A 20,126-nucleotide genomic window follows, 5' to 3' on the forward strand; every position below is an offset into this window, starting at 1 on the left:
CACGCAGTTCGGCGGGTCGGAGAATAAGCCACGGTTCGGACCCCACTGACTCAAACGTTGCAATAAGCCTACCATTCACAGCGAACCGGAGTTGCTAAGAGTCTATGAATTTCCTTGAAGGATCTGTTGCAACGTTTGCGCAGCCCGGTCTTGCTCCCGGCTTGCAGCGGTCAATCTCGTGCAGACTGACCGTGATGCAAAGATGACAAGGAAGTTCGCTTTCAATCCGATCTTCTTCCTGGCCAAGTAGTTCGTAGTCTCATAACTGTGGCCTAGACAAAAGCTGGGCTAATCAGCGAGGTATGATGTCGTTAGCGTGGTTGGGCCACCAGCAGGTCGACGCCAAGATCGACACGCGCAATTTCCCGCGCTCCGAGAATGTCAGTGACTGCGCGCTCTTCCTCGGGCGGTCTGGCTGCGCCGTCTAGAATCTGAATGCGTCTCGCGCCGACCCGTTCAGCAATGAGCTGTTCGGCTTGCCGCATTGACGGCGAAGCAAGCTCAAGTACGTTTTCGCGCATCTCACGCGCCGCCTCGCCGACTTCCGCAAAACGCTTCTCGGCGAACTGCTCCTTAAAGAGCGCAGCGAGATCATCAAATGTTTGAACTTTGGTGGGCTTGGGTTTCGAGCAAAAATATCCAGTTGCCAGTCCAGGCTTATAGGCAAGGCTGTACGCTTTGTCGTCTGGCAAGGGCCCAATATCCCCTGGTGAGACGAAAATGGACTGCCGTGCTACGGTTGCTCCATTATAAGAGCGGTCGAAATCGCTGATGTTTGCAATACAAGGAGCCGCATAGAAGACGTTTGACGGATAGCGCGCCTCAAGCCGAAGAAGCAGTTCATGCTGACGCGACACATCCCTGCGCATCATCGCAATCCGAAAAAATGGTATCGACAAACCGGGACAATGTCCGCTCGCAATCTCAAACGCAGTTCCTCGCTTCATCAGCTCCGGAAGCTTGTACTGGAATAACAGCGGAACCCCTGGGAAATTGATGCGGATGTCAAAGCCAGAATGCCCCTCCTGTACGAGGTTTGGAAAGACCGGCGCGCCTACAGGTGCGGCTGACGATGACCGGATAAGGTTTTCGGTGAAGGCATACCCAAATGAGAACTCCATGTAGCCCACCTTCATTCAATTCTGCTTTCGTGCTGAAGTTTATCCTGGCTCTTTGCCTGCTGCAGCCGAGCAGACTCTATAACAAAAAAAAGCTATGTGTACTTGCGAGATAGTCTGAGCTTATCGATTCCTCGGATAGATATTTAAAGAGCTCACCCACTCTTCTGGCTGCTAGAATGGAAATGGGAAGCTTCTGGTTGATCTGGGTCGAGTTCCAGTTGATTTTGGTAAGCGACAAAACCTCCTGCGCTATCTCAGCGATTCCCGGCCAGATCGCCGATAAGTTTCGGGCTTCGCGAACAGCGCCAGAGTGCGTAGCCGATATCTTCAACCGGGGCGGCGGCTTCTCCCTCGCCAGTGCCGAGCGCGATCACATGCGTTGCGCATTCGGCCAGCGCGCCGTCAAGGCGCCCCGCTTCCGTCGCGCTGCCGTAAAGGTCCAGGAACCACGCCAGCGAATAAGACCAGTCGGCAGGCAAGTCCTGCCCATTGTGATCCCTTGCGACGACGGCCACGACGGCGTTGCGGCCTTCGGGCGTGCGGGGCTCTATCCCAAGGATCGGGTATAATTCGGGTGTCGGCTGCTGAAGGATACGCGCCGGCACGAGCGACAGTGCTTTCTCCAGCGAGGGAGGAAAATCCTCCAGTTCTTCGGCCAGTTCGGCAGCTTCTCTCCTTCGTCCCTCGCGGCGCGCTTCTACATATTCTGCCGCAACCACGGCAATGGTGCGCTGCGCCCGTTCAGCGGTGCTGGTGGCAATCAGCTCGGCCGGAATGTCACCATCCTTGATCGCCCAGTGCGTACGGTGCTGTTCGAACTGTTGAATGCCCAGCCGGTCCGCAATTCTCAACACCGCTGACGGGTCGAGAAAGGCATGTTTCGGATCGGGCTCGAAGGTGAAGGCCAGTTCGTGTCCGCGCCGAACGATATTGCGTATGCGGCTGTGCCGGACCACGCGCGCGTGCGGGCCTCCCGCCCCGACTTCGTACATCAAAAGCGCCGGGATTTCCTCCAGCCGGCGCAATGTTTCAGGGCGCGAGGTCGATAGCCTCGGCCTCGGCGCCGCTAGATTCCTTGAACCGGTCAATGGTTGACGTGAACGGCGGCGTTTCCCACCACTCGCCGTGGCCCGAGACAAGCAAGTTAAACATGGCACACCACCGACCTCACGCCGCCTTCTCCATAGACCACTTCACCCGTTCGCCGAGAAAGGCGGCGAACGTTTTCACATTCATATTGCCGCTCGCCTCCTCCAGCCCTGCGAGGTAGGCCTTCCGGTCATCGACTCTGACGACTGTCCAGGGGTAACCGCCTGAAGCCAGCATCGCGTTCATGAGGAACCGCGCCATTCGTCCGTTGCCGTCCGGATAGGGGTGCACATAGCCCACAAGCCAATGCCCCAGCACGGCACGCACGGAGGCCTCCTTCTCCGCCTCCAGCAGGTCGAACAGCTCATTCATACCATCGGCCACCGCTTCGGTACGCGGCGGCACGTGCTGCGAGCCGCGCAGGTACACAGGGTGATTGCGATATCCCGCAAGCGCGCTGGCTTTGAGGATGCCGGCGGTCACTGACGGCGCGAACAGCTCCCGGTACCACTCCCGGTGAGTGTCCCGCGTCAACGCGCCGGCTGGCTTGCCGTTGATGATCGCGGCAACAGAGTCTTTGACCTTCTGGAATGCGAGGTAGTAGCCACGCGCGGCAAGCGCATCTCGGTTCTTGCGGTCCTCTTCATCAATCTCCGGATTCCAGCTCCCCTCGCGCACCCGGTCGATGAGTTCCGGGGTGACGCTGTACCCTTCTATCGACAGCGAATGGTAGGCGTCGCTTTCGTAGATATCCTCGACGAACTTCATATAGGCGTCTTTGTCGGACGGCAGTCCGGGTGCCTTCGGGAATATCTCGATGATGGCTTCGCGCTGCGATTGCCAGATCGCGCGCAGGCGGGCGACCAACGGCGGTACGCCCGCCGCAATAGTTGTCACTCCAATTTGTCCCGCGAACGGATCGGATTCGCGCACGTCATAGCCGGCGGCTTTGAAGGCGGCCACGATTTCATCGGCAAAGGAGTCGCGTCCTACGCGACGGAAGGCCCCCGCAAGCCGTCCCGCCACGGCGGAATGGCCGCCATCAAGCAGCAGGGCCAGAACGGTTGATACGTCGCGCGCCGACGCCATGGCGATCTGCATCTCGATAGGGGCGCGCTGGAAGAACGCTTCCGGCACCCGGGTAAGGGCGGCCTCGACAGTGAACACGCGCTGGCCGTTTTTCTCTGTCAGTTCGGCCGGCATCTCCTTGACCTTGAGGTCATAGAGCGAAGTGCCGAACAGCAGGTCGATTTTGTTATTCGTGCCTTTGGGGGCGTTCACCACCACCTGAGGCGGAATAGTGGGCGCTTCCGCGTGCAGAAGCAGCGACTGCTCCGGTGAGAGGAACCAGTCCTTGCCGAACCGGTCATTGCAGTAAAGGGAGCAGAACTCCCAGAAGCTCGCGTACCAAGGGGTGGTGTCTTGCTGCCGTGCCTGCGGGCCGGTCGACATGAGCCAGCCTTTGATAACATCGCGCAGGAACCCGTTCTGCAGCAGCCGCTCCCGGTGGACGCGGGTCAGCTCATCTGATTTGAATATGCGCCGCCCACCCTCCTGCAGCTCTTTGAGGACGGCCAGTGATACAGCGAGTTTTTCATGGGGCTTGGCCATGGCCGTGCCTTTGCAAGTTTTTTAGAGCTGTGCGATTACAAGTATATAGTGCCGATAGGCGACAAGTCAATGATGGTGTGGAGTTGCAAGTTTTTTAAGTCGTGCGATAACAAGTTTTTTATGCGATAATCGGCAAATGCGATCGTTTCCATAGCCGCGCGAAGGATCGTTACCCGGATGGGCCGAGACCCAGCTCCCCCGCACGCTACGCAGAGGCTCGGGGCGAGCCTAGAGCCTGGCGCTCCGAAGCGCTTCGAAGGAGGACGCGCCTCTTTGAAAAACTCGCCCGTTGTGCATCGTGGGTACCCGTAAACGCGAATTCTCAAAGGAAAGACGCTCCTTACCTCTCCCTCCCGCCCCGATCATCACGGCCGCGCCCGCGCTCACTACGCCGCGACGCTCGCGAGATCGCTGCACGCATCTGATCGGCCACCAGACCGGGTTGCAGATGAAGGATGTCCGTGACGCTGTCGTGTGTTTGCACCGTCACCGCAGTGACGGCAAGGCAGCTGCGCACGCCCATGGAGGAGAGCGTCTCGATATCGCGCGCGATTCCGGCACCCCCACTGGAGTCCGATCCGCCGACGACAAGTACATGCGATGCCTGCCTCAGCGCCCTTTCATCCGTTAGAATGAGCGTTCGAAACGCAGGATTCCGCCGACACTGCTCTTCTTGTTGGCGTTGGTCCAATTCATGTTGGAAGCGCCGTCCACCTTGCCGACGGCGAAGTTACCGTATCGGCCATAGTCGAGTTCCGCCGTAACCGTGAAATCTGGAAGAAACGCATAGGCGACGTTTGCAGCGACACCATGGTTCTTGAGCTGATCACCGGAGAGCTGAAGGTTGAACGAAGTTGTCTCGTTGAGCTTGTAAGTGGCGCCAGCCCAGAAAGCCCAGTTCCCGCCCCAACTCTTATAGAAGCCGCGACCATGAGCGTCGATGGCGTTCGTGGAGTCGTCGTTGAGCTTGCCGTTGGAACCGTAGCCGAGCATTCCGAACAGCAACAGTTCGTTGGTGACATTGATGTCGACACGGACCTTGGCGGCCACCGATTCGTAGTTGCTATCATAAGCGGCAACGCCGGTGATCGCGCCCCAGCCATGTGTGTATTTCAAGCCGCCGACTACGTGCGGTGCGTAGCTGTCGATTGTGCCGACCACGCCCGAGCCTTCTTCGAGCGAAACCACGGCCGAAAAGCCGTTCCCGGCGTCGAAGTAGTACTGAACCACATTGGTATCGAAAGCGCCGTACGGAACCGGCGTCTGGTTGAGTACGTCACCCGCGCCGCCAATAAACATGTCGAAGGCCGACCAGTCCTTACCAACTCGGAGGCCACCAAGCTGAATCCAGGCGAGAGTCAAGGTGCTGTCTCCGTTGAAGGCATAGGACCGAGAACTGTCCGAAACCGAAGTGTGGCGGTTGCCGAAGTTCATGCGGGTTTCGGTGTAGGTCTTCAACGTGCCGAGTTCGGTCTCCTGGCCGGTCCAAGTTTTCAATGTGAAGCGCGTGTTGTTTTGCCATGTGCCCTGATGCTCACCAGTCCTCACATCCGAGGTTCTTGCGTGATCAACCAATCCGACATGGCCCAAGCCGACGTCGTAACGGACATAGCCGCCGATGCGCACGCAGGTCTCAGTGCCTGAAATGTAGACGTAGCCCGACCCGTAGACGTCGCAGACTTTAACGTACTCAGTCGGGTCAGGCTCGGCAACGGCGGTCACGGCGCGAGCGTCGGAAACGGCAATCAGTGCCGCAGTTGAGCCGAGGAGGAGGCTCCTAATGTTCATTGTTGATCTCCGTTCAAAGAGTAAAAGGAATGGACGTCAGTGATGAACTATTGCTAGGGAAACAGTCGATAACGATGCGCATTGAGTTGAATTTGAGCAGTTTTGATGCGCTCGTCACGCCGGATATTCATCAGAAATTGAGAATATGATTGGGTGTTATTGTTACAAATATGCCATTGTTATTACAAATATAATAATCGCCGAAACGACGCCATCCAACATTTCTGTACAAATCATCCCCGTCATCTCCGCTAGTTGTGGGCGGGCCGTCACAAAGGCTTCTACTGCAAATGACGTGCCATCCTGACGACGCAGCTGCGGCTTGAAGCTCAAGTGTGCCGGCGGACCTTGGTTCGCTCTTCCTTCCTTTTTGCCTTGCGGATCAACCCAAGCACGAACGGCAAACGTTTCGGCTACGGTTCGTCTGTTCGCTTCGCGACAGTTTCGTTCAATGGCGACAGCTTTGTTTGCTGTGAGCCCCGACGTTGAGACATCATGCGGCGGCACCGCTCGGTACGACGCCGTCATTTTGGCGAGCGCGATGATCGGTAATCACGCGCTGACGCGCAGCCTTGCCTCCACCACGGAGTCAGTAGGCGCGCCGGCCTTGGCATTGCGGCCGACCTGACGGTCGCGTCGAGCAGCCTCTCGTCCTGATAGACGGCGCGCCACAGCTAATGCTTCTTGCCAGCAATTCACACAACGAGCTCATCGAGATGCCAGAGATCACTATGGGGCTGCGCTAGCTGGCGAGCAAAGTCTGGTCCCAACGCCGTGTTATCTCGTTGGATGCGGCAGCCGCGCTCAGCAGAATCTACTCGACCAAGCGCAGGCTGAAGGGAAGGGATGGTGGAACCAAACGGTGCGCGTGAGGGTCGCGGCGGGAACAGCCATGGCCAGTCGCTGACCGTCCAGCCAAGACTGAACGGCCGCTATTGCTGAGAAATACAAGTTTCGAGCCCAAAGCGGAACGGACTGACATAGCGCAAAGACACAGGCGAGCGCAGCGGTAAGGTTGGCGGTTATCAGCATGGGACGGTAACTGTTGCAGACCACAAAATATCGCGAGGCCGGCCTGCCTTGGTACACTATCTATCCGACTGTGTCAGAGTTCTCTGGGGCGGTCGGCGCCGAGGCTTATGAGGAATGGCTCAGGAACCTGCCGGCTGACGATCCGGTGTCGCTCTATTTCCACGTTCCGTTCTGCCGATCAGCTTGCTGGTATTGTGGCTTCCCCACCACCATCACCCGCCATGATGCGCCGATCCTCAACTATCTGGCGGCCCTGCGTGACGAGATCCGTTTGGTCTCGGAGCGAGCGCCGCAGACGCTGCCCGTGAGCGACATGCATTTCGGCGGCGGAACGCCGTCTCTCATAGGACCAGCCGAGTTCCTGGCTCTGATGGAGTTCCTGCGACGCCGCTTCGCTCTCACGAAAACAGCTACGGTTGCCGTCGAGATTGATCCGCGCACGTTCACGGCCGAGATGGCCGAGGCCTTAGGAGCAGCCGGCGTGAACCGTGTGAGTCTCGGCGTGCAGAGCTTCGATCCCATTGTTCAAAAAGCAATCAACCGGGTTCAGAGTGAGGCGCAGACGTCGGCTGCCGTGGAAATGCTGCGCCGGCATGGAGTAAGCCGCATCAACTTCGACCTCATCTTCGGTCTCCCGCATCAAACGGTGCAGTCCTGCGTCGAGACCGCGAGGGCGGCGGTCGCAATGCGCCCCGACCGGCTTGCGGTGTTCGGCTATGCGCACATCCCGTCGCTTATAAAGAATCAGCGCCTCATCGAGGAGGCAGTTCTTCCGGGCAGCGCTGCCCGCGCCGAACAGTATGCGGCCGTGGCCGCGACGCTGATTGCCGCCGGCTACCGCGAGATCGGACTCGACCATTTCGCCTTGCCGGACGACGAGCTCGCGCTGGCACAGAAAACGGGTCGCCTGCGGCGTAACTCGCTGGGCTACTCGGCCACCACCTGCAGAACCCTGATCGGTTTCGGCGCGTCGGCTATCGGCCGCGTCGGCGAGGGGTACGTCCAAAACGAAGTTACACGGGATTCCTACATCCAGCACATCGCAGCTGGCCGTCTGGCGACGTCAAAGGGCTATCGCCTCACCGACGACGACCGCGTGCGAGCCGCAATTATCGAGCGACTAATGTGCGATCTCGAGGCCGATGTGCAGGCAATCTGTGCCGCCCACGGATCTGATCCGATCCGTCTTCTCGATTCAGCTGAACGCTTGGCGATGCTGGCCGAGGACGGGATAGTGGACTTCGAAAACGGTTTTGTCCGCGTACGGCGGGAGCACCGCTTTGTAATTCGCGCTGTCGCTGCCGCGTTCGATGCTTTTCTCGATCGGGATGGCCGTAAGCATAGCCACAGGTGAGGGCAAGCATCCAACCGGAAGCTAAACTCGACGCCCTTGGCCGAGGCCTGTCATGAAGCGCGCGTCAAGGATGCGAAAAGCAGAGCTGATCCGCCTATTTCATCTCATCTTCAATGACATCGACCTCGTGGCTGCCACCGAGGCGTTTCCATATTGATCGTGGTAGGTGCGAGGCATCTGGGTGTTTCGCGGTCAGCGCATGAATATCCCCGCCATGTGATGGGTCAGGAAATCGCGGTGGCTGCAATCAGCCCGTCCATCGATGACAGACCGCGGCCACGCCGCTTCGCGAGGCCCGTCAGGTCGCCCCAGGCCAGGGCAACCAGTTCGTCCACGGGCAGGACTCTCGGCTCGAAGCGCTGCGGCAGGTCCCGGGCGAGCCATCCGGCCAGTGCGTCACGTTTCCGACCTTTGTCCATGAGGGCAGCGCCGCGCCGGATCTCGGCGATCGACACAACGCTGATAAATGAGCGGTCTTCATCGAGCCCGTCCATCCATTCCAGCACGCGCGCGTCAGGGCTCGGCCTCGTCACCTCGGAGAGGCCATTAGTGTCGAGCAAGAGCCTCACAATGGCAGACCATGCGGTTCATCGCGTAGCCGCTCGATGTCCAGTTCGGCGTTGCGCAGCGAGTGCCCAGAAAACAGCAGCCAGCTCCCCTTCCGGAAGATCGGAGCGGACGCCACGCAAAAAGCGCCAAATCCTTGGCGCCGGCGGTCTGTGTGTTTGCGCGCTGGCGGCTTTGGTGTACTCCTGTGCCGTTTCGACGAGGCTTCCAGCCGGACCGGCAGGGGAGGAGGCTTTGGCGGCGCGGCCGGCACACGGCCCACCTCGAAGACGAGATCGACGATGTCGGGCAGATCCTCGGTCGCCTCACAAATCGGTGAGGTCGTCGGGACACCGTCTTCCACTTTTGTTGATCAGCCGCCTTCCTGGCCATGTTCCGAGACAATAAGGCGCCCGTGCGCCGCCGCCTCGATTAACCCAAGACGCGCAAGGATCTTTTGCCGGAGACAACGAGGTCACCATCCTGCGGTGCCGCGTTGCGTCACAGTCGGCATGAGATGTGCAAAGTGGACCGTCGTCAAACGTCAAACAGAGGCGTTGGTGACTGGACTGAACGATCAGAACGGGCTGCTTGCGCCCTTTCGGACTTCACAAAGTTCGAAAATGGCGTCGTTTCAGGGCATAATCGCCGCTTGTCAAAATGTTTGCGACAAGTCCGGTGAAAGCCTACCGAGTATCTTGTGCTTGGCGGGCGGTTAGTTCCGATAAACTAAGCGGCATACACATGCTAATCTATTTGATTTACGGGCCGACCTGCAGCGGCAAAACAGACACGGCAATCCAAATTGCACGAGAGACCGGATGGCCGGTCATTGCGCTGGATCGTGTACAATGCTGTCCTCAAATCGCCACCGGCAGCGGGCGTCCCTCGGATTCCGAACTGCAATCTACCCAGCGGATCTACTTGGATTCGCGCCCGCTAACCGCGGGCATCATCGACGCCGAGACCGCCCATCGTAAGCTGATAATGCAAGTGGATGAGCGTAGTTCCCAGCCGGGGCTCATCCTCGAAGGCGGTTCGATCTCCCTTCTCAATTTAATGGCGCGAAGTCAGCATTGGGATGGCGCTTTTCGGTGGCATGTAAGGCGGTTGCGGCTCGGCAACTCGGACGCCTTTCTGGAGAGAGCCAAGCGTCGGGTCACAGACATGTTTGTCACAAGAGAAGGACAACCTTCATTGCTGCAGGAACTTGCGGATCAGTGGAAGGAAGATGCAGTCCGTCCCATTTTGGAAGACGTTGACGGATATCGTTGCGCCATTCATTTTGCGAGAGAGCACAGCTTGGCAATCAGCGAAATGCCGTGCCTTCGCAAAGAGCTCCAACAAGATCTTGTAGAGGCGATTGCGAGAGAATATCTCGAATATGCGCGTTGGCAAGAACGCGACTTTCCAGAATGGCAAACTGAGTGAGCAAGCCTCCCCGGACCTCGCCTGCGATGCGGGCACGGTAGCTCCTGAGAATTGCGCTAAGTGGTTTGCTGAAGCAAGCTAGTGCCAGGCGACATTAGGTCCGTGTGGCAGCGGAAGGATTGCTTTCGCCACGGTGACTGCGGAGGAGGCGACATGGCTGCACTGCTCATTTCAGGCATGGGACGGAATGTACCGGTGACAAAGTGCTGCGCGCTTCGTAGCGACCGCTACCGTGGCTGACTCGCGAACTACTATCCGCCAGCCCAGTCTGTGGCGTCGTCTCGGCTTTCATCGCCACCGCCTTCGCCCAGGAAACGCCCGAGGCCGCAAGCGTCGCCGTGGCAGTGCGGCACCCGGCAAGATGGGTGGTCATCGGCCCTATCTGATCGACGGGGAGCACCGTGCTTTCGTCCTGGGCGAGGTTGAGCGAGATGCCAACATGACGCTTCATCAATTGACGGCGGCACTGGCTGAACGTGGTCTCCTGCGAGCGTCGGTCGCTTCCTGCACCGCGAGGGCAAGAGCTTCAAAAAAAACCGTTCTGCCGGTCGAGCAGCTCAAGCCAAAGCTGATGCGCGGGCGTGCGCAATGGATGCGCTATCAGACCCGCATTGACCCTACGCGCCTGGTCTCCCTGGATGAAACATGGGTCAAGACCAACATGGCGCCGTTGCGCGGCTGGGGTGTGCGCGGCAAGCGGCTGATGGCCCACGCACCATATGGCCATTGGAAGACGATGACCTTCATCACCGCGCTGCGGCATGATCGGGTGGAGGCGCCTTGGGTCATTGACGGACCCATCAATACGCAGGCCTTTCGCGTCTATGTCGAAACCGAACTCAACAAAACACTGAAGCCGGGCGACATCGTCATTCTCGACAATCCCGGTTCTCACAAGGGCCAAGCCGTCCGCGACATCGTCAGGGCTGCTGGCGCAAGGCGGGTCAAGCCCGCGAGAGCGGCAATTTTGTTCCGGCTATCACCCTCTCGTCGAGAACGGCGTGACGGAAGCGATAAAGTTGCGCCGGCCGGCCGCCGGTTTCCGCGGTTGTCTCACCGGTCTCCTCGACCAGCTCCTGCTGCTCGATCAGCCGGCGAAAGTTCGGCTTACGCACGAGCCTGCCGGCAAGCGCCTCCACGGTGCGCTGCAGCTGCAAAAGCGTGAAGACCGGCGGCATCAGTTCGAATACGACCGGCCGGTATTTGATCTTGGAGCGCAGCCGCGCAATGCCGGTCGCCAGGATGCGACGATGATCGGCGATCATCGATCTGCCCGACACCGAGGTGGGCGCAGCGGAATGTCCGGCGCGTATTGCTTCCTCCACCAGGGCGGCTTCGTAGAGCAGCTCATAACGTTGAAGCGCGAGTTCCTCGTTCCAATGGCGGTCGTCAAAGCCGAAGGCGATCGCCGCCCGCCGTCGTCGGTCGAGGCGTGTCGTACCGTCGTCAGTGCCATCCGCCCATTCCATCAGGCGCGGCCGCAATTCGTCCAACACGACCGCCGGTGTGCCGGAGCGGTGATCCTCCCACGGGAAATAGTCGTACCAGCTTCCCCAGTGTCGCCCGGCCGGGTCGCCAGCTTCGTCTTGGTGGGTGAGCGCCAGATAGCTGATAGAGACCACGCGGTCGTCAGCGCCAACCCTGTCGCGATCGGCGAAGGTGTAGAGCTGTTCGATATAGCCGAGCGGCTGGCCGGTCTGTTGTTCCACCCATCCCCTGAGGCCCGACTGCAGCGAACGGTGAGCAAGCTCGAACGGGCCGGAGGGCAGGGCGTTTGCCTGCGGGATGGTCAGAACGCAGGGGGCGCTGCTGTCCATGGCGACCACAACGGCGATCAAGTCCGCATTGACGTCGTTGGCCTTGCCTCCAGCTCCGCCTTTCCTAATCCCTTTTGCGCGATCGTCCATGGTCCCCGACGTCGTTGAGCAGAGCCCTGCCGCGTAGGCGGCTGAACCGATTGAATTCCGTTTTTGTCTGATAATTGTCGGCGCGTCAACACCACCCGTCGTGGCGATTTTAGCTCTTCGCAGCTGCACAAAATGTGCCAACGCGACATCCGTGCTTGGGGAAGGAGGCCCATTGAGAGCGTCGATTCAAAGCTCGTCGATCGACATTGCGACGTTGTTCTCGTCGGCGACAGCGCGGCATGGTTCTCGACGGCTTGGCGTCTACGCTGGGCGCGACGCTGGAGATGATGATCATGCACGGTCAGGCCTGCCCCGTGGCCTGGAGCCGGCGCAAATGGTCGTCGACCCGCCGTTCGGTTCCTTTTGAAGAAACCCGGAGCAGGCTTTCCGCAATGCCTGATAAAGCCCTTCCAGTGCGCCCGCGCCAGCATCATCGCACTCTCGCTCCAACACAACCTATGCGAGTCAGTAAATCGACTCGCCGGCACTATTGTTTCAGGGGAAATGAATCTAGTTTCAAAGGGTTCGGCCGATAGGCCGGGCACAGCTGCGGTCTTCACGGCCTTTTTGACATAAACGCGTCGCCCGATTGAGATTATCTTGACGGTAGCGCAGTGCGCCATCCATGCCAGTCGAGATGATCATGGGCAAATATCGAGACCATCGCGAGCCACGCCGGCATCGCTATGACGATGACCCCGTTTCCTTTTCGGAACGGACTTCCGAGCCAAGCTATTTTCAGCGCCCGCCGACCGTGACGGCAGATCCTGTCGATGCGGAGGTATTGTGGTTCACAGTCAGCAAGGGTTTTGGCTTCGTCAAACTGTCGGACGGCACGGAGGCCTATCTGCACGTGCGAGTGTTAGAGGCGGCCGGAAGCCGGGATGTTGCCGCGGGAACGCCTCTCAAGATCACGGTCGAAAAAAGTCCAAAAGGTCATCAAGTCGCGCAGGTGCTGGAGATCGGCGATCACCGCGCGAAAACTCCGTCACATACGCGCGTCGCTGGAGGGATCTTCGTTGAAACCGGTGCGCAGCTGGAGAGCGGGGGCACGGTCAAGTGGTACAAACCCGAAAAGGGCTTCGGCTTCATTGCTCCTGACAACGGTGAGAAGGACGTCTTCGTTCATGCCAGCGCCCTGACGCGCTCAGGGCTCAGCGTGCTGGTGGCGGGACAGAAGGTGTTTGTCGAATGCGGGCAAGGCAAGAAAGGCTGGGAAGTCCGGAGCATTCGCCTTGCCTAGACGGCGATGCATTGCTCGCCTCGAAGGAGATGCCGGAGAGCGTCGGGCGGTCGCCCGAGCCCGCGTAGCAGAAACCGACATTGTCGAAGCGCAGCACGCCGTCGGTGACGACGAGATCCCTGGCGCCCGCCGCGTCCTCGATGTCAAGTTCGGCGTCGAGCAACTCGAACAGCCGCGTGCCGCAGGTCGAGGCGCGCGCGAACGAGTTGACCATCAATCCGAGCTAGCGCACCGGCATCTGTAGAATGGTCATGAAGGTGAGCAACAGGGCCAGCGTGCCGACGCTGATTTGACCTGCGATCACTTTCTGGCCACCGAACCAGAGCACCAGGCCCATGGCGGTCAGGAACGAGAAATTCATGGCGCTGGTGTTGCCGACACGGATGTCAACGCGCTCATTGGCGAGATCAAGGCGCGTCCTGCTTGGCGCGGTCGAACTTTTCCAGCTCGTGCGGCTGCGCGGCGAAGGCACGCACGACACGGATGCCGCCGAGATTCTCATCCATCACCCGGATCTTTAACGATCGCTGATGCCCAGATATGGGAAGGTCAGGCTTCAATGACGGGGAAGGTGAAGGATTGACTGGTCGGGTTTCCGGGCCGAGCTTGTCGGCCGCTCAATCGAAAGCGTCATTTGAGGCGCTTTCTCTCCCGCGTGTAACTGGAAGACACGCTCGTCCAGTTCCTTGTCTACTTCCGTGAGACGATGATTGAGGCGAAGGTAGTCGGTCCAGGTCGGCGTTCGGAACGTTTCTGTCCACTGCATAGGCTTCTGAAGGTTGCGCTGGAGCGTCCAGTTCCGAGCACCGACGCGGCTGTGTACATGACGCCGCTGCCGCATGAGGTCGAGGAAGGCCTCGACATTTCTCTCGGCTATCAGATATTCGATCTTGACCACGATCGGGCCGCTTCTCGGCTTCAAACTGAGAGCGACAGCTGGGGCGTCGAATTCCTCCAAAGGATCGGGCTCGGACTCGCGGCGCTCGCGAAGAGGAAACAGAACGCCGGCTGCAGCAACGAGCAGCAGGGCCGCAGCGGAACCCTCTAGCGCCCAGGTCAGCGAATGGTTCTGGGAAACGGTGCCCCACACCCAGCTGCCGGCCGCTATGCCGCCGTCTATCAATGCATAGTAGATGGAGATCGTGCGCCCCACGACCCAGCGCGGGCTTGCCAGCTGCACGCTCACGCCAACCCCGGACCAGGCAGTGACCCAGCCTGCGCCGCCCAAAGCAAGTGCAATTGCCGCCACGCCGATCGAAGAGGTAAGCGCCAGGGAGAGGGAGCACGCCGCGCAGGCGACGCAGGAGAGCCTCATCAGCTGTTCTTGCGACAAGCTCCGTCTGAACCGGCTGTTGGAGAGGCCGGCGAAGACCGCGCCTGTTCCGAAACCTGCCATGAGCGTGCCATAGGCGAGCGGGCCTCCTCCCAACTGGTCGCGGACAATCAGCGGCAGCAGCGCGAGTATGGCGATGCTCGCCAGGCCAAAGAGGGTTCCGCGTGCGATCGCCGCTTTGATTTCCGATGACATCGCCGTGAAGCGCAGCCCGTCATAGATGGCCCTCCTCATCGACTCGCGCGGAAGAGGCGACGAGCGGACCTTCCACTTGCAGCGCCATATGGTGGCCAAGGGTACCAAATAGGTGAGGGTGGTCACGGTAAAAGCGGCCAAAAGCCCGAAGGAGGCAACCACGATGCCGCCGAGCGCCGGGCCCACGGTCCGTACGGTGTTGAAGCCAACGGAAAGCAGGGTAACGGCAGCGGGAACATCGCGCCGGTCCACCATATCGCCAACCGACGCCTGCCAGGCGGGATCGTTGAGAGCGCCGCCGCATGCGATTAAAAAGCTGAAGCCGAGAATCATCCATGGGTCGAGAAAGCCCAACGCTACAACAGCGGTCAGCATCGCAGATGCTATCACCATAAGGCAGCGGCCCGCGAACATAACCCTGCGACGGCTGAAATTGTCAGCGAGAACCCCGGCGAACACGGACAAAATGAAAGCGGGCAGGTTCGATGAAGCCTGCACCAGCGCAACCATCAGATCGGAAGTCGAGATGGTAGCCATCAGCCAACTGATGGCAACAGTCTGCATCAACCAGCCGAGGCTCGAGACTTGCGTGGCGAGCCAGATCGAACGAAAGGTGGGCTGCAAAAGTGGCGCAAAGGTCGTTGGTGCAGCCAAATCATCATTTGATCCAGCCACCCTACTCATTTTGCCAACCCTTTGCTTTGCGTTATTGCCGTTTCCCATGTAATCTAGGCTGAACCGTGGCGGCTAGAAGAATAGAGAGAAACTGTTTGCCTTGCGGCACAGGTCCTCGTGATTAAGGGTTGCGGCCGAGACGCATGCCCGAGCCGGCTCACCCCGCCTTCGAAGACATCACGGGGTGGAGCCCGGATTCTTGCTTGTCGTTTGACGCAGCATGCTTCATCAACGGGCACTTTGCCGAGCGATGCCTTTTCGCGAAAAGCGACGATGTTCTTTCGTCGGAAACTCTCTCCAACGGCGTTCCATGCGCTGAGTCTGGCTTGGGGCGAGGTGAGGGCTTGCAGATCTTAGACAGGATTGATTCCTGATAAACGCAGACGGTTGCCGGGCCGCGATCGAAGAGGCGCGCGCCTTGCTGCTTCAGCTTGAACAAAAGTCTGACGCGCTCACACATGCCATCGACGACTTTCTGCTCGATCTGATGAGGCCGGCTTTCATTGTTGAATGTTATGGACGCGGCTTTGAACTTCGAAGCGACGGTCGCCCCGCGTTCCGCACAGTGACGAAGGTAACGGTACGGCTCTTCGGCAAATGGCGCATCCTCATGGTAGCGTCTGGCCGTTCCCTCTGATGCCTCGGCCTCCCACACCTATCCCAAAAAACAGGCCCGATCCTGGAGGGTCCTCGAAGCGGGCATGAGGGCGATAGGCCGCGTGGTTGGGGTACCAAGCGTAGGCGCGGTATTGGGCTGGAAATTGGCGATGCGCGACGAAGAAGTTCGAGATCAACTCGTGCAATGGCAATTCCTAACACCGTGGACGTGTTGGAGCAGCCTCATCCTCCTAGTCAGGAACGTCATCAAGGTTATAGGATTGATGCGCGGCGAACCCTCGGAACTCAGGATCATGTTGACATCGCTGTTCGACAGAGCCGACTTGGCGCAAGGAAGCCACATCGTTTCGGAATTGCTTATCGCATGGTCTATCGTCGGCCTAGTCAAACCCTTGGCGCGGCGAGGAAGCGGCGGTCGTCGGCGTGATGCATGAGGGGAGTCGGTCGCGCCTCACCATAGGCGAAATGCAGGAACCAAAGGAAAGGACCACCTGCATGGAATTGCGAACCGCGTCCTCGGCGTCTGAGCCGCGACCCTTGCCAAGGATCATTCAACCCGCGACGTAGAGCTTCAAGCCAGCCTTGGACATGCGAACCGCGCTACCATCGTTGCAGAGGAGCCGTCCACCAGATGGTTCCATTTGTAGTCCGCGCCTTTGGTCGACATAGCGGACTGGCTCTGGCCACCGGCAAGGTTGAAGAGTGTTCCGTTGTTGCAGTCGTACTTGGCCTACGTGAACCAGATGCCTGAGCACGCGGTCGCGTTTCAGGGTTGATCTACTCGTAAAAAGGAATTGTCTTAGGCGGAAGGCCGCACTTAATATCACTATCCTATTGGCGCCCCATCGGGTTCCCGGATTGAGCAAGTCCGGATCACTATTTTATGCCGCTGCCAGCGTTGTGTCCGCCATGTGCACGCGCGCTGCCGCTGCCAGCAGGTCGGTCTGGGTGATCAGCCCGATAATGCGTCGCTCGGCATCGACGATGACCACGGCATGGCTGCGGCCGTCGGTGAGGACCGGCAGCAGGCTCATCGCCGGCGTATCGGGAGAGGCGGTGCCAGCCTTCGACATCACAGCCCTCACCGCGTCGGTCGCCTTCGTCAGCTCGCGCAGGCCAACTACACCGACCAGCCCGCCCTCGGCGTCGGTCACCGGCAGCGTCCGGATGTTGTGATCGAGCAGCAAATGACGCGCCTGGTCGGCAGGCGCATGTTCATCGACCGAAATCACATCGCGCGACATGATGTCCTCGCACAGCAGGGTGCGGTGGGAGCGCACCATCGCCTGCAACTCGACCTGCCGCAGCAGCCGCTCAAGATCGTTGCGGTCGATATCGAAGGTTTCCTCCAGCGCGCCGAGCGCGGCATCGATATCCTCGGGCTGGAAGCCGACCCGCTCCCGCGCCGGCGGATCGATGGTTCCATGCGCGCTTTTAAGGGCGGGGGCCGCCACATGTGGATAGTTGCGCCGCGACAGTTTATGGATGCCGTAGCCGAGTGCGACCAGCACGATCGAGTTCAGCGCTACCGGAACGAAGGGAAACAGCAAGCCGGAACTGAAGACGGCCGGTCCGCCGAACACCGCAGTTAAGGCGGCGGCGCCACCCGGCGGATGCAGGCAGCGCGTGAACGACATGGCGGCGATGGCCAGCGCCACCGCAATGCCGGTAGCAAGAACGGGTTCACGCACGAAATGCGCCACGATCACCCCGGCCAGCGCCGAAATCGTATTGCCACCGATAATCGACCAAGGTTGCGCCAGCGGGCTTGAAGGCACGGCAAAGAGCAGCACGGCCGATGCTCCCATTGGAGCAACCAGCAGTGCGACATGTGGGCCAGACCCGTTCGCCAGCGCACTGATCACGCCAGTCAATGCGATGCCGATCATGGCCCCGATGCAGGCGAGCAGCCGCTCGCGCAGCGTTGCACCGGCAAGGATCGGAACAAAGAGACGAAACGCCATGGCATACCCTTGGGCGAGTGGTCGGAACTCCGCGCTCCGCAATGCAGGCAAAGCCACAGATTTGGAAGTTAAGCCAATTCGGAAAGCCGGCTCACGGGGGAATACTTTTGCGCGAAGCGGCCATTGCCAAATGGGTGCAGACATTTTGATCAGCCAGAGGAGGCGGACGGCACGCTGATCCGCTCGAGCGCAGCTAGAGGCCAAGGGCTGTCGTGCCGCGGGCAGCCGGAAATGGGGATGGTCGGAGGTCGAGCTGGGATGGACACTAAGGAATTCAGAGGCTTCGAAAAGCGTGCTGACAATGTCGGCATGGCAAGACAAATCAGGCCCTTGTCGCTCCACTTCCGAGGCGAACTCCAGCGGAGTACGGCTTCTACGCGGTGCTTGGTCTGCCTGTCCTTGCCACCATCGGATTCGTTGGCTGCTGAAACGTCCACCTGTAGCCGCTGAGAAGACGACTGCCGCCAGTGCCGTCGTGGAACCGCCATATGACGGCGGCTTGGTTACAGAGCCGGCTCGTGTCGATCGGGCGGGGGAGCCTGATGTGACGTACATGGTCCAGAAAGTGGCCAATGAAGGTGCTGGCATCGTCAACGTGATCAGGTCACGTAATAGCGGTAATACAACCGCGACCACGAGCCTCTCAGGCGTTCGATGAGGCGGGAAAATCCGATCACCAGACCAAACGCGTTTCCGCCACACTGCCACACACGAAACCGATCAGGGTTCCAGGCTCGCCAGAAGATTGGAGCCAAGGCCACCTCGGCTGAACTCTGCCATGCCGCGGCCGCCACCTCTTCCAGCCGCGGTAGAAACGTGGGTCAGCAGCGCCGGCATGGGCGAGCAACTCCCAAAATCGCGAGCAGCGCCATCGGCTCCGCAAGCGGCCGCAGATGTCGGCCGATGAAGCGGAAGGGCGGCGGTGCGATGGAAGCGCCGTGCGACAGCCTATCCAGACCTGTAATCGTGATCAGGCTCATCTGGGTCTCCGGACGCCAGCGTTGCAGATGGTTTTAGGCAAGCGTGAGCAGGCCGTGGGTCCCAATCCGGTCAGGCCGACCACGATCATGGCCGAAAGAACGAGTTCCAATTGAAAGAGCTGACGACCATAGGCGATCAGGTATCGGAGCCTTTCGAACGATGCGATGAGTTCTACCGCAACCAGGGTCTGCCAGCCGTTGGCAAGGCCTTCTCGCAGCCCTGTAAAGATCGACGGCACGGCGGAAGGCAGCACGAGTTTCGACCAGCGGCTGAACGAAAGGACACGGCCAGACCCCGTCTCACGACGACGCCGTTGCGCTTCGCTGCCATCAGGCTGGGTAGAGGACTTGCACGTCTAAAGCTGTCGATCATGCTCGGCACACAAAAAAGGGCGGCATTGCTGCCGCCCTTTCCGCTGTAGGTTGATAGAGGGCTGGATTAGAAATCCATACCGCCCATGCCGCCCATGCCACCGCCGGGCATACCAGCCGGCATGCCGCCGCCAGCCGACTCCTTCTTCGGAGCCTCCGCGATCATGGCTTCGGTGGTGACCAGCAGGCCGGCGACCGAGGCCGCGTCCTGCAGAGCCGTGCGCACAACCTTGACCGGATCGACGATACCCATGGCGATCATGTCGCCATATTCGCCGGTCTGGGCGTTGTAGCCGAAGGTTGCCCCCTTGTTCTCAAGGATCTTGCCGGCAACGATCGATGCTTCCGCACCGGCGTTGGCCGCGATCTGGCGGGCCGGAGCCTGCAGCGCGCGACGCACGATGGCGATGCCGGCGGTCTGGTCGGAGTTGGCGCCAGTGACGGTGATGGCCAGCGAAGCGCGCAGCAGGGCGACGCCGCCGCCGGGAACGATGCCTTCTTCGACGGCCGCGCGGGTCGCGTTGAGGGCGTCATCGACGCGGTCCTTCTTTTCCTTGACTTCGATCTCGGTCGCACCGCCGACGCGGATGACGGCAACGCCGCCCGCCAGCTTGGCGAGACGTTCCTGCAGCTTCTCCTTGTCGTAGTCCGAGGTGGTCTCTTCGATCTGCTGCTTGATCTGGGCGACGCGGCCCTGGATCTCTTCCTTCTTGCCGGCGCCGTCGACGATGGTGGTGTTCTCCTTGGAGATCGACACCTTCTTGGCGCGGCCGAGCATGTTGAGGCCGACATTCTCGAGCTTGATGCCGAGGTCTTCGGAAATGACCTGGCCACCGGTGAGGATGGCGATGTCTTCCAGCATGGCCT

The 20,126-nt window shown here is 59.9% G+C and carries 17 protein-coding genes and 5 pseudogenes; 5 read left to right on the forward strand and 17 right to left on the reverse strand.

Annotated features, from left to right (window positions below):
• Positions 1 to 311: 311 nt before the first annotated feature.
• The 7 genes and pseudogenes from NKH16_RS24850 to NKH16_RS24880 all read right to left on the reverse strand — a co-directional run bounded on the left by NKH16_RS24850 (position 312) and on the right by NKH16_RS24880 (position 6,137).
• The gene (locus tag NKH16_RS24850) at positions 312 to 1,136 is read right to left on the reverse strand and encodes a hypothetical protein (protein WP_352902362.1); all 825 of its coding nucleotides are present in this window, start codon (positions 1,134 to 1,136) and stop codon (positions 312 to 314) included.
• Between the two features lie 239 nt (positions 1,137 to 1,375).
• Positions 1,376 to 2,113: a hypothetical protein gene (locus tag NKH16_RS24855; protein ID WP_352902364.1), complete on the reverse strand. Its 738-nt coding sequence runs from the start codon at positions 2,111 to 2,113 to the stop codon at positions 1,376 to 1,378.
• 37 nt (positions 2,114 to 2,150) lie between these two features.
• Positions 2,151 to 2,273, reverse strand: coding sequence for a hypothetical protein (locus NKH16_RS24860; protein ID WP_023679689.1), 123 nt, complete (start codon positions 2,271 to 2,273; stop codon positions 2,151 to 2,153).
• A gap of 15 nt (positions 2,274 to 2,288) precedes the next feature.
• On the reverse strand, positions 2,289 to 3,821 hold the full coding sequence (locus NKH16_RS24865; RefSeq protein WP_352902367.1) for a Fic family protein: 1,533 nt from the start codon (positions 3,819 to 3,821) through the stop codon (positions 2,289 to 2,291).
• Positions 3,822 to 4,224: 403 nt separating this feature from the next.
• A pseudogene (locus tag NKH16_RS24870) lies at positions 4,225 to 4,434 on the reverse strand (bifunctional hydroxymethylpyrimidine kinase/phosphomethylpyrimidine kinase); the annotation flags it as partial.
• 14 nt (positions 4,435 to 4,448) lie between these two features.
• Positions 4,449 to 5,609, reverse strand: a complete 1,161-nt coding sequence (locus NKH16_RS24875; protein ID WP_352902370.1) for a porin — start codon at positions 5,607 to 5,609, stop codon at positions 4,449 to 4,451.
• Between the two features lie 162 nt (positions 5,610 to 5,771).
• Positions 5,772 to 6,137: a hypothetical protein gene (locus NKH16_RS24880; protein ID WP_352492844.1), complete on the reverse strand. Its 366-nt coding sequence runs from the start codon at positions 6,135 to 6,137 to the stop codon at positions 5,772 to 5,774.
• A 517-nt stretch (positions 6,138 to 6,654) separates the two neighbouring features.
• Here NKH16_RS24880 and hemN point away from each other — a divergent pair.
• A complete protein-coding gene (gene hemN, locus NKH16_RS24885; RefSeq protein WP_352884975.1) occupies positions 6,655 to 7,995 on the forward strand; it encodes an oxygen-independent coproporphyrinogen III oxidase in 1,341 nt (446 codons plus the stop codon).
• 227 nt (positions 7,996 to 8,222) lie between these two features.
• Here hemN and NKH16_RS24890 read toward each other — a convergent pair.
• Both NKH16_RS24890 and NKH16_RS24895 read right to left on the reverse strand, forming a co-directional pair.
• Positions 8,223 to 8,564, reverse strand: a pseudogene (locus NKH16_RS24890) (PIN domain-containing protein); the annotation flags it as partial.
• A complete protein-coding gene (locus NKH16_RS24895) occupies positions 8,561 to 8,905 on the reverse strand; it encodes a hypothetical protein (RefSeq protein ID WP_352874852.1) in 345 nt (114 codons plus the stop codon). The gene NKH16_RS24895 and the pseudogene NKH16_RS24890, both read right to left, overlap by 4 nt.
• 380 nt (positions 8,906 to 9,285) lie before the next feature.
• Between NKH16_RS24895 and NKH16_RS24900 the strand changes: the two genes are divergently transcribed.
• The gene (locus tag NKH16_RS24900) at positions 9,286 to 9,972 is read left to right on the forward strand and encodes an isopentenyl transferase family protein (protein WP_352902373.1); all 687 of its coding nucleotides are present in this window, start codon (positions 9,286 to 9,288) and stop codon (positions 9,970 to 9,972) included.
• A 166-nt stretch (positions 9,973 to 10,138) separates the two neighbouring features.
• On the opposite strand, the gene NKH16_RS24905 is transcribed toward NKH16_RS24900, so the two are convergent.
• Positions 10,139 to 10,423: a hypothetical protein gene (locus tag NKH16_RS24905; RefSeq protein ID WP_352902375.1), complete on the reverse strand. Its 285-nt coding sequence runs from the start codon at positions 10,421 to 10,423 to the stop codon at positions 10,139 to 10,141.
• A gap of 141 nt (positions 10,424 to 10,564) precedes the next feature.
• On the opposite strand from NKH16_RS24905, the pseudogene NKH16_RS24910 reads away from it, so the two are divergent.
• Positions 10,565 to 10,909: pseudogene (locus NKH16_RS24910) on the forward strand (transposase); the annotation flags it as partial.
• Between the two features lie 7 nt (positions 10,910 to 10,916).
• Here NKH16_RS24910 and NKH16_RS24915 read toward each other — a convergent pair.
• Positions 10,917 to 11,879 (reverse strand): NUDIX hydrolase, encoded by a 963-nt coding sequence (locus tag NKH16_RS24915; protein ID WP_352469024.1) that lies wholly within the window; start codon positions 11,877 to 11,879, stop codon positions 10,917 to 10,919.
• Between the two features lie 643 nt (positions 11,880 to 12,522).
• Here NKH16_RS24915 and NKH16_RS24925 point away from each other — a divergent pair.
• Positions 12,523 to 13,122: a cold-shock protein gene (locus NKH16_RS24925; RefSeq protein ID WP_352902378.1), complete on the forward strand. Its 600-nt coding sequence runs from the start codon at positions 12,523 to 12,525 to the stop codon at positions 13,120 to 13,122.
• On the opposite strand, the pseudogene NKH16_RS24930 reads toward NKH16_RS24925, so the two are convergent.
• Together NKH16_RS24930 and NKH16_RS24935 are read right to left on the reverse strand one after the other, a co-directional pair.
• Positions 13,097 to 13,646, reverse strand: a pseudogene (locus NKH16_RS24930) (ABC transporter transmembrane domain-containing protein); the annotation flags it as partial. The gene NKH16_RS24925 and the pseudogene NKH16_RS24930 sit on opposite strands and share 26 nt — an antisense overlap.
• Before the next feature lie 32 nt (positions 13,647 to 13,678).
• Positions 13,679 to 15,334: an MFS transporter gene (locus NKH16_RS24935; protein ID WP_352844006.1), complete on the reverse strand. Its 1,656-nt coding sequence runs from the start codon at positions 15,332 to 15,334 to the stop codon at positions 13,679 to 13,681.
• Positions 15,335 to 16,092: 758 nt separating this feature from the next.
• Between NKH16_RS24935 and NKH16_RS24940 the strand changes: the two genes are divergently transcribed.
• A complete protein-coding gene (locus NKH16_RS24940; RefSeq protein ID WP_352530290.1) occupies positions 16,093 to 16,377 on the forward strand; it encodes a hypothetical protein in 285 nt (94 codons plus the stop codon).
• Between the two features lie 447 nt (positions 16,378 to 16,824).
• Here NKH16_RS24940 and NKH16_RS24945 read toward each other — a convergent pair whose 3' ends face one another.
• From NKH16_RS24945 to groEL, 4 genes and pseudogenes are all read right to left on the reverse strand, one after another.
• Positions 16,825 to 17,907 carry an HPP family protein gene (locus NKH16_RS24945; RefSeq protein ID WP_352902381.1) on the reverse strand — a complete coding sequence of 361 codons (1,083 nt, stop codon included), beginning with the start codon at positions 17,905 to 17,907 and terminating at the stop codon, positions 16,825 to 16,827.
• An 821-nt stretch (positions 17,908 to 18,728) separates the two neighbouring features.
• Positions 18,729 to 18,887, reverse strand: a complete 159-nt coding sequence (locus NKH16_RS24950; protein ID WP_352492851.1) for a hypothetical protein — start codon at positions 18,885 to 18,887, stop codon at positions 18,729 to 18,731.
• Positions 18,884 to 19,159: pseudogene (locus NKH16_RS24955) on the reverse strand (ABC transporter permease); the annotation flags it as partial. The pseudogene NKH16_RS24955 and the gene NKH16_RS24950, both read right to left, overlap by 4 nt.
• A gap of 167 nt (positions 19,160 to 19,326) precedes the next feature.
• Positions 19,327 to 20,126, reverse strand: an 800-nt coding sequence (gene groEL / locus NKH16_RS24960; protein WP_352902384.1) for a chaperonin GroEL, incomplete at its 5' end; no start/stop codon positions are given.

This window comes from Mesorhizobium sp. M1307 (assembly GCF_040318155.1).
Classification (GTDB): Bacteria; Pseudomonadota; Alphaproteobacteria; order Rhizobiales; family Rhizobiaceae; genus Mesorhizobium.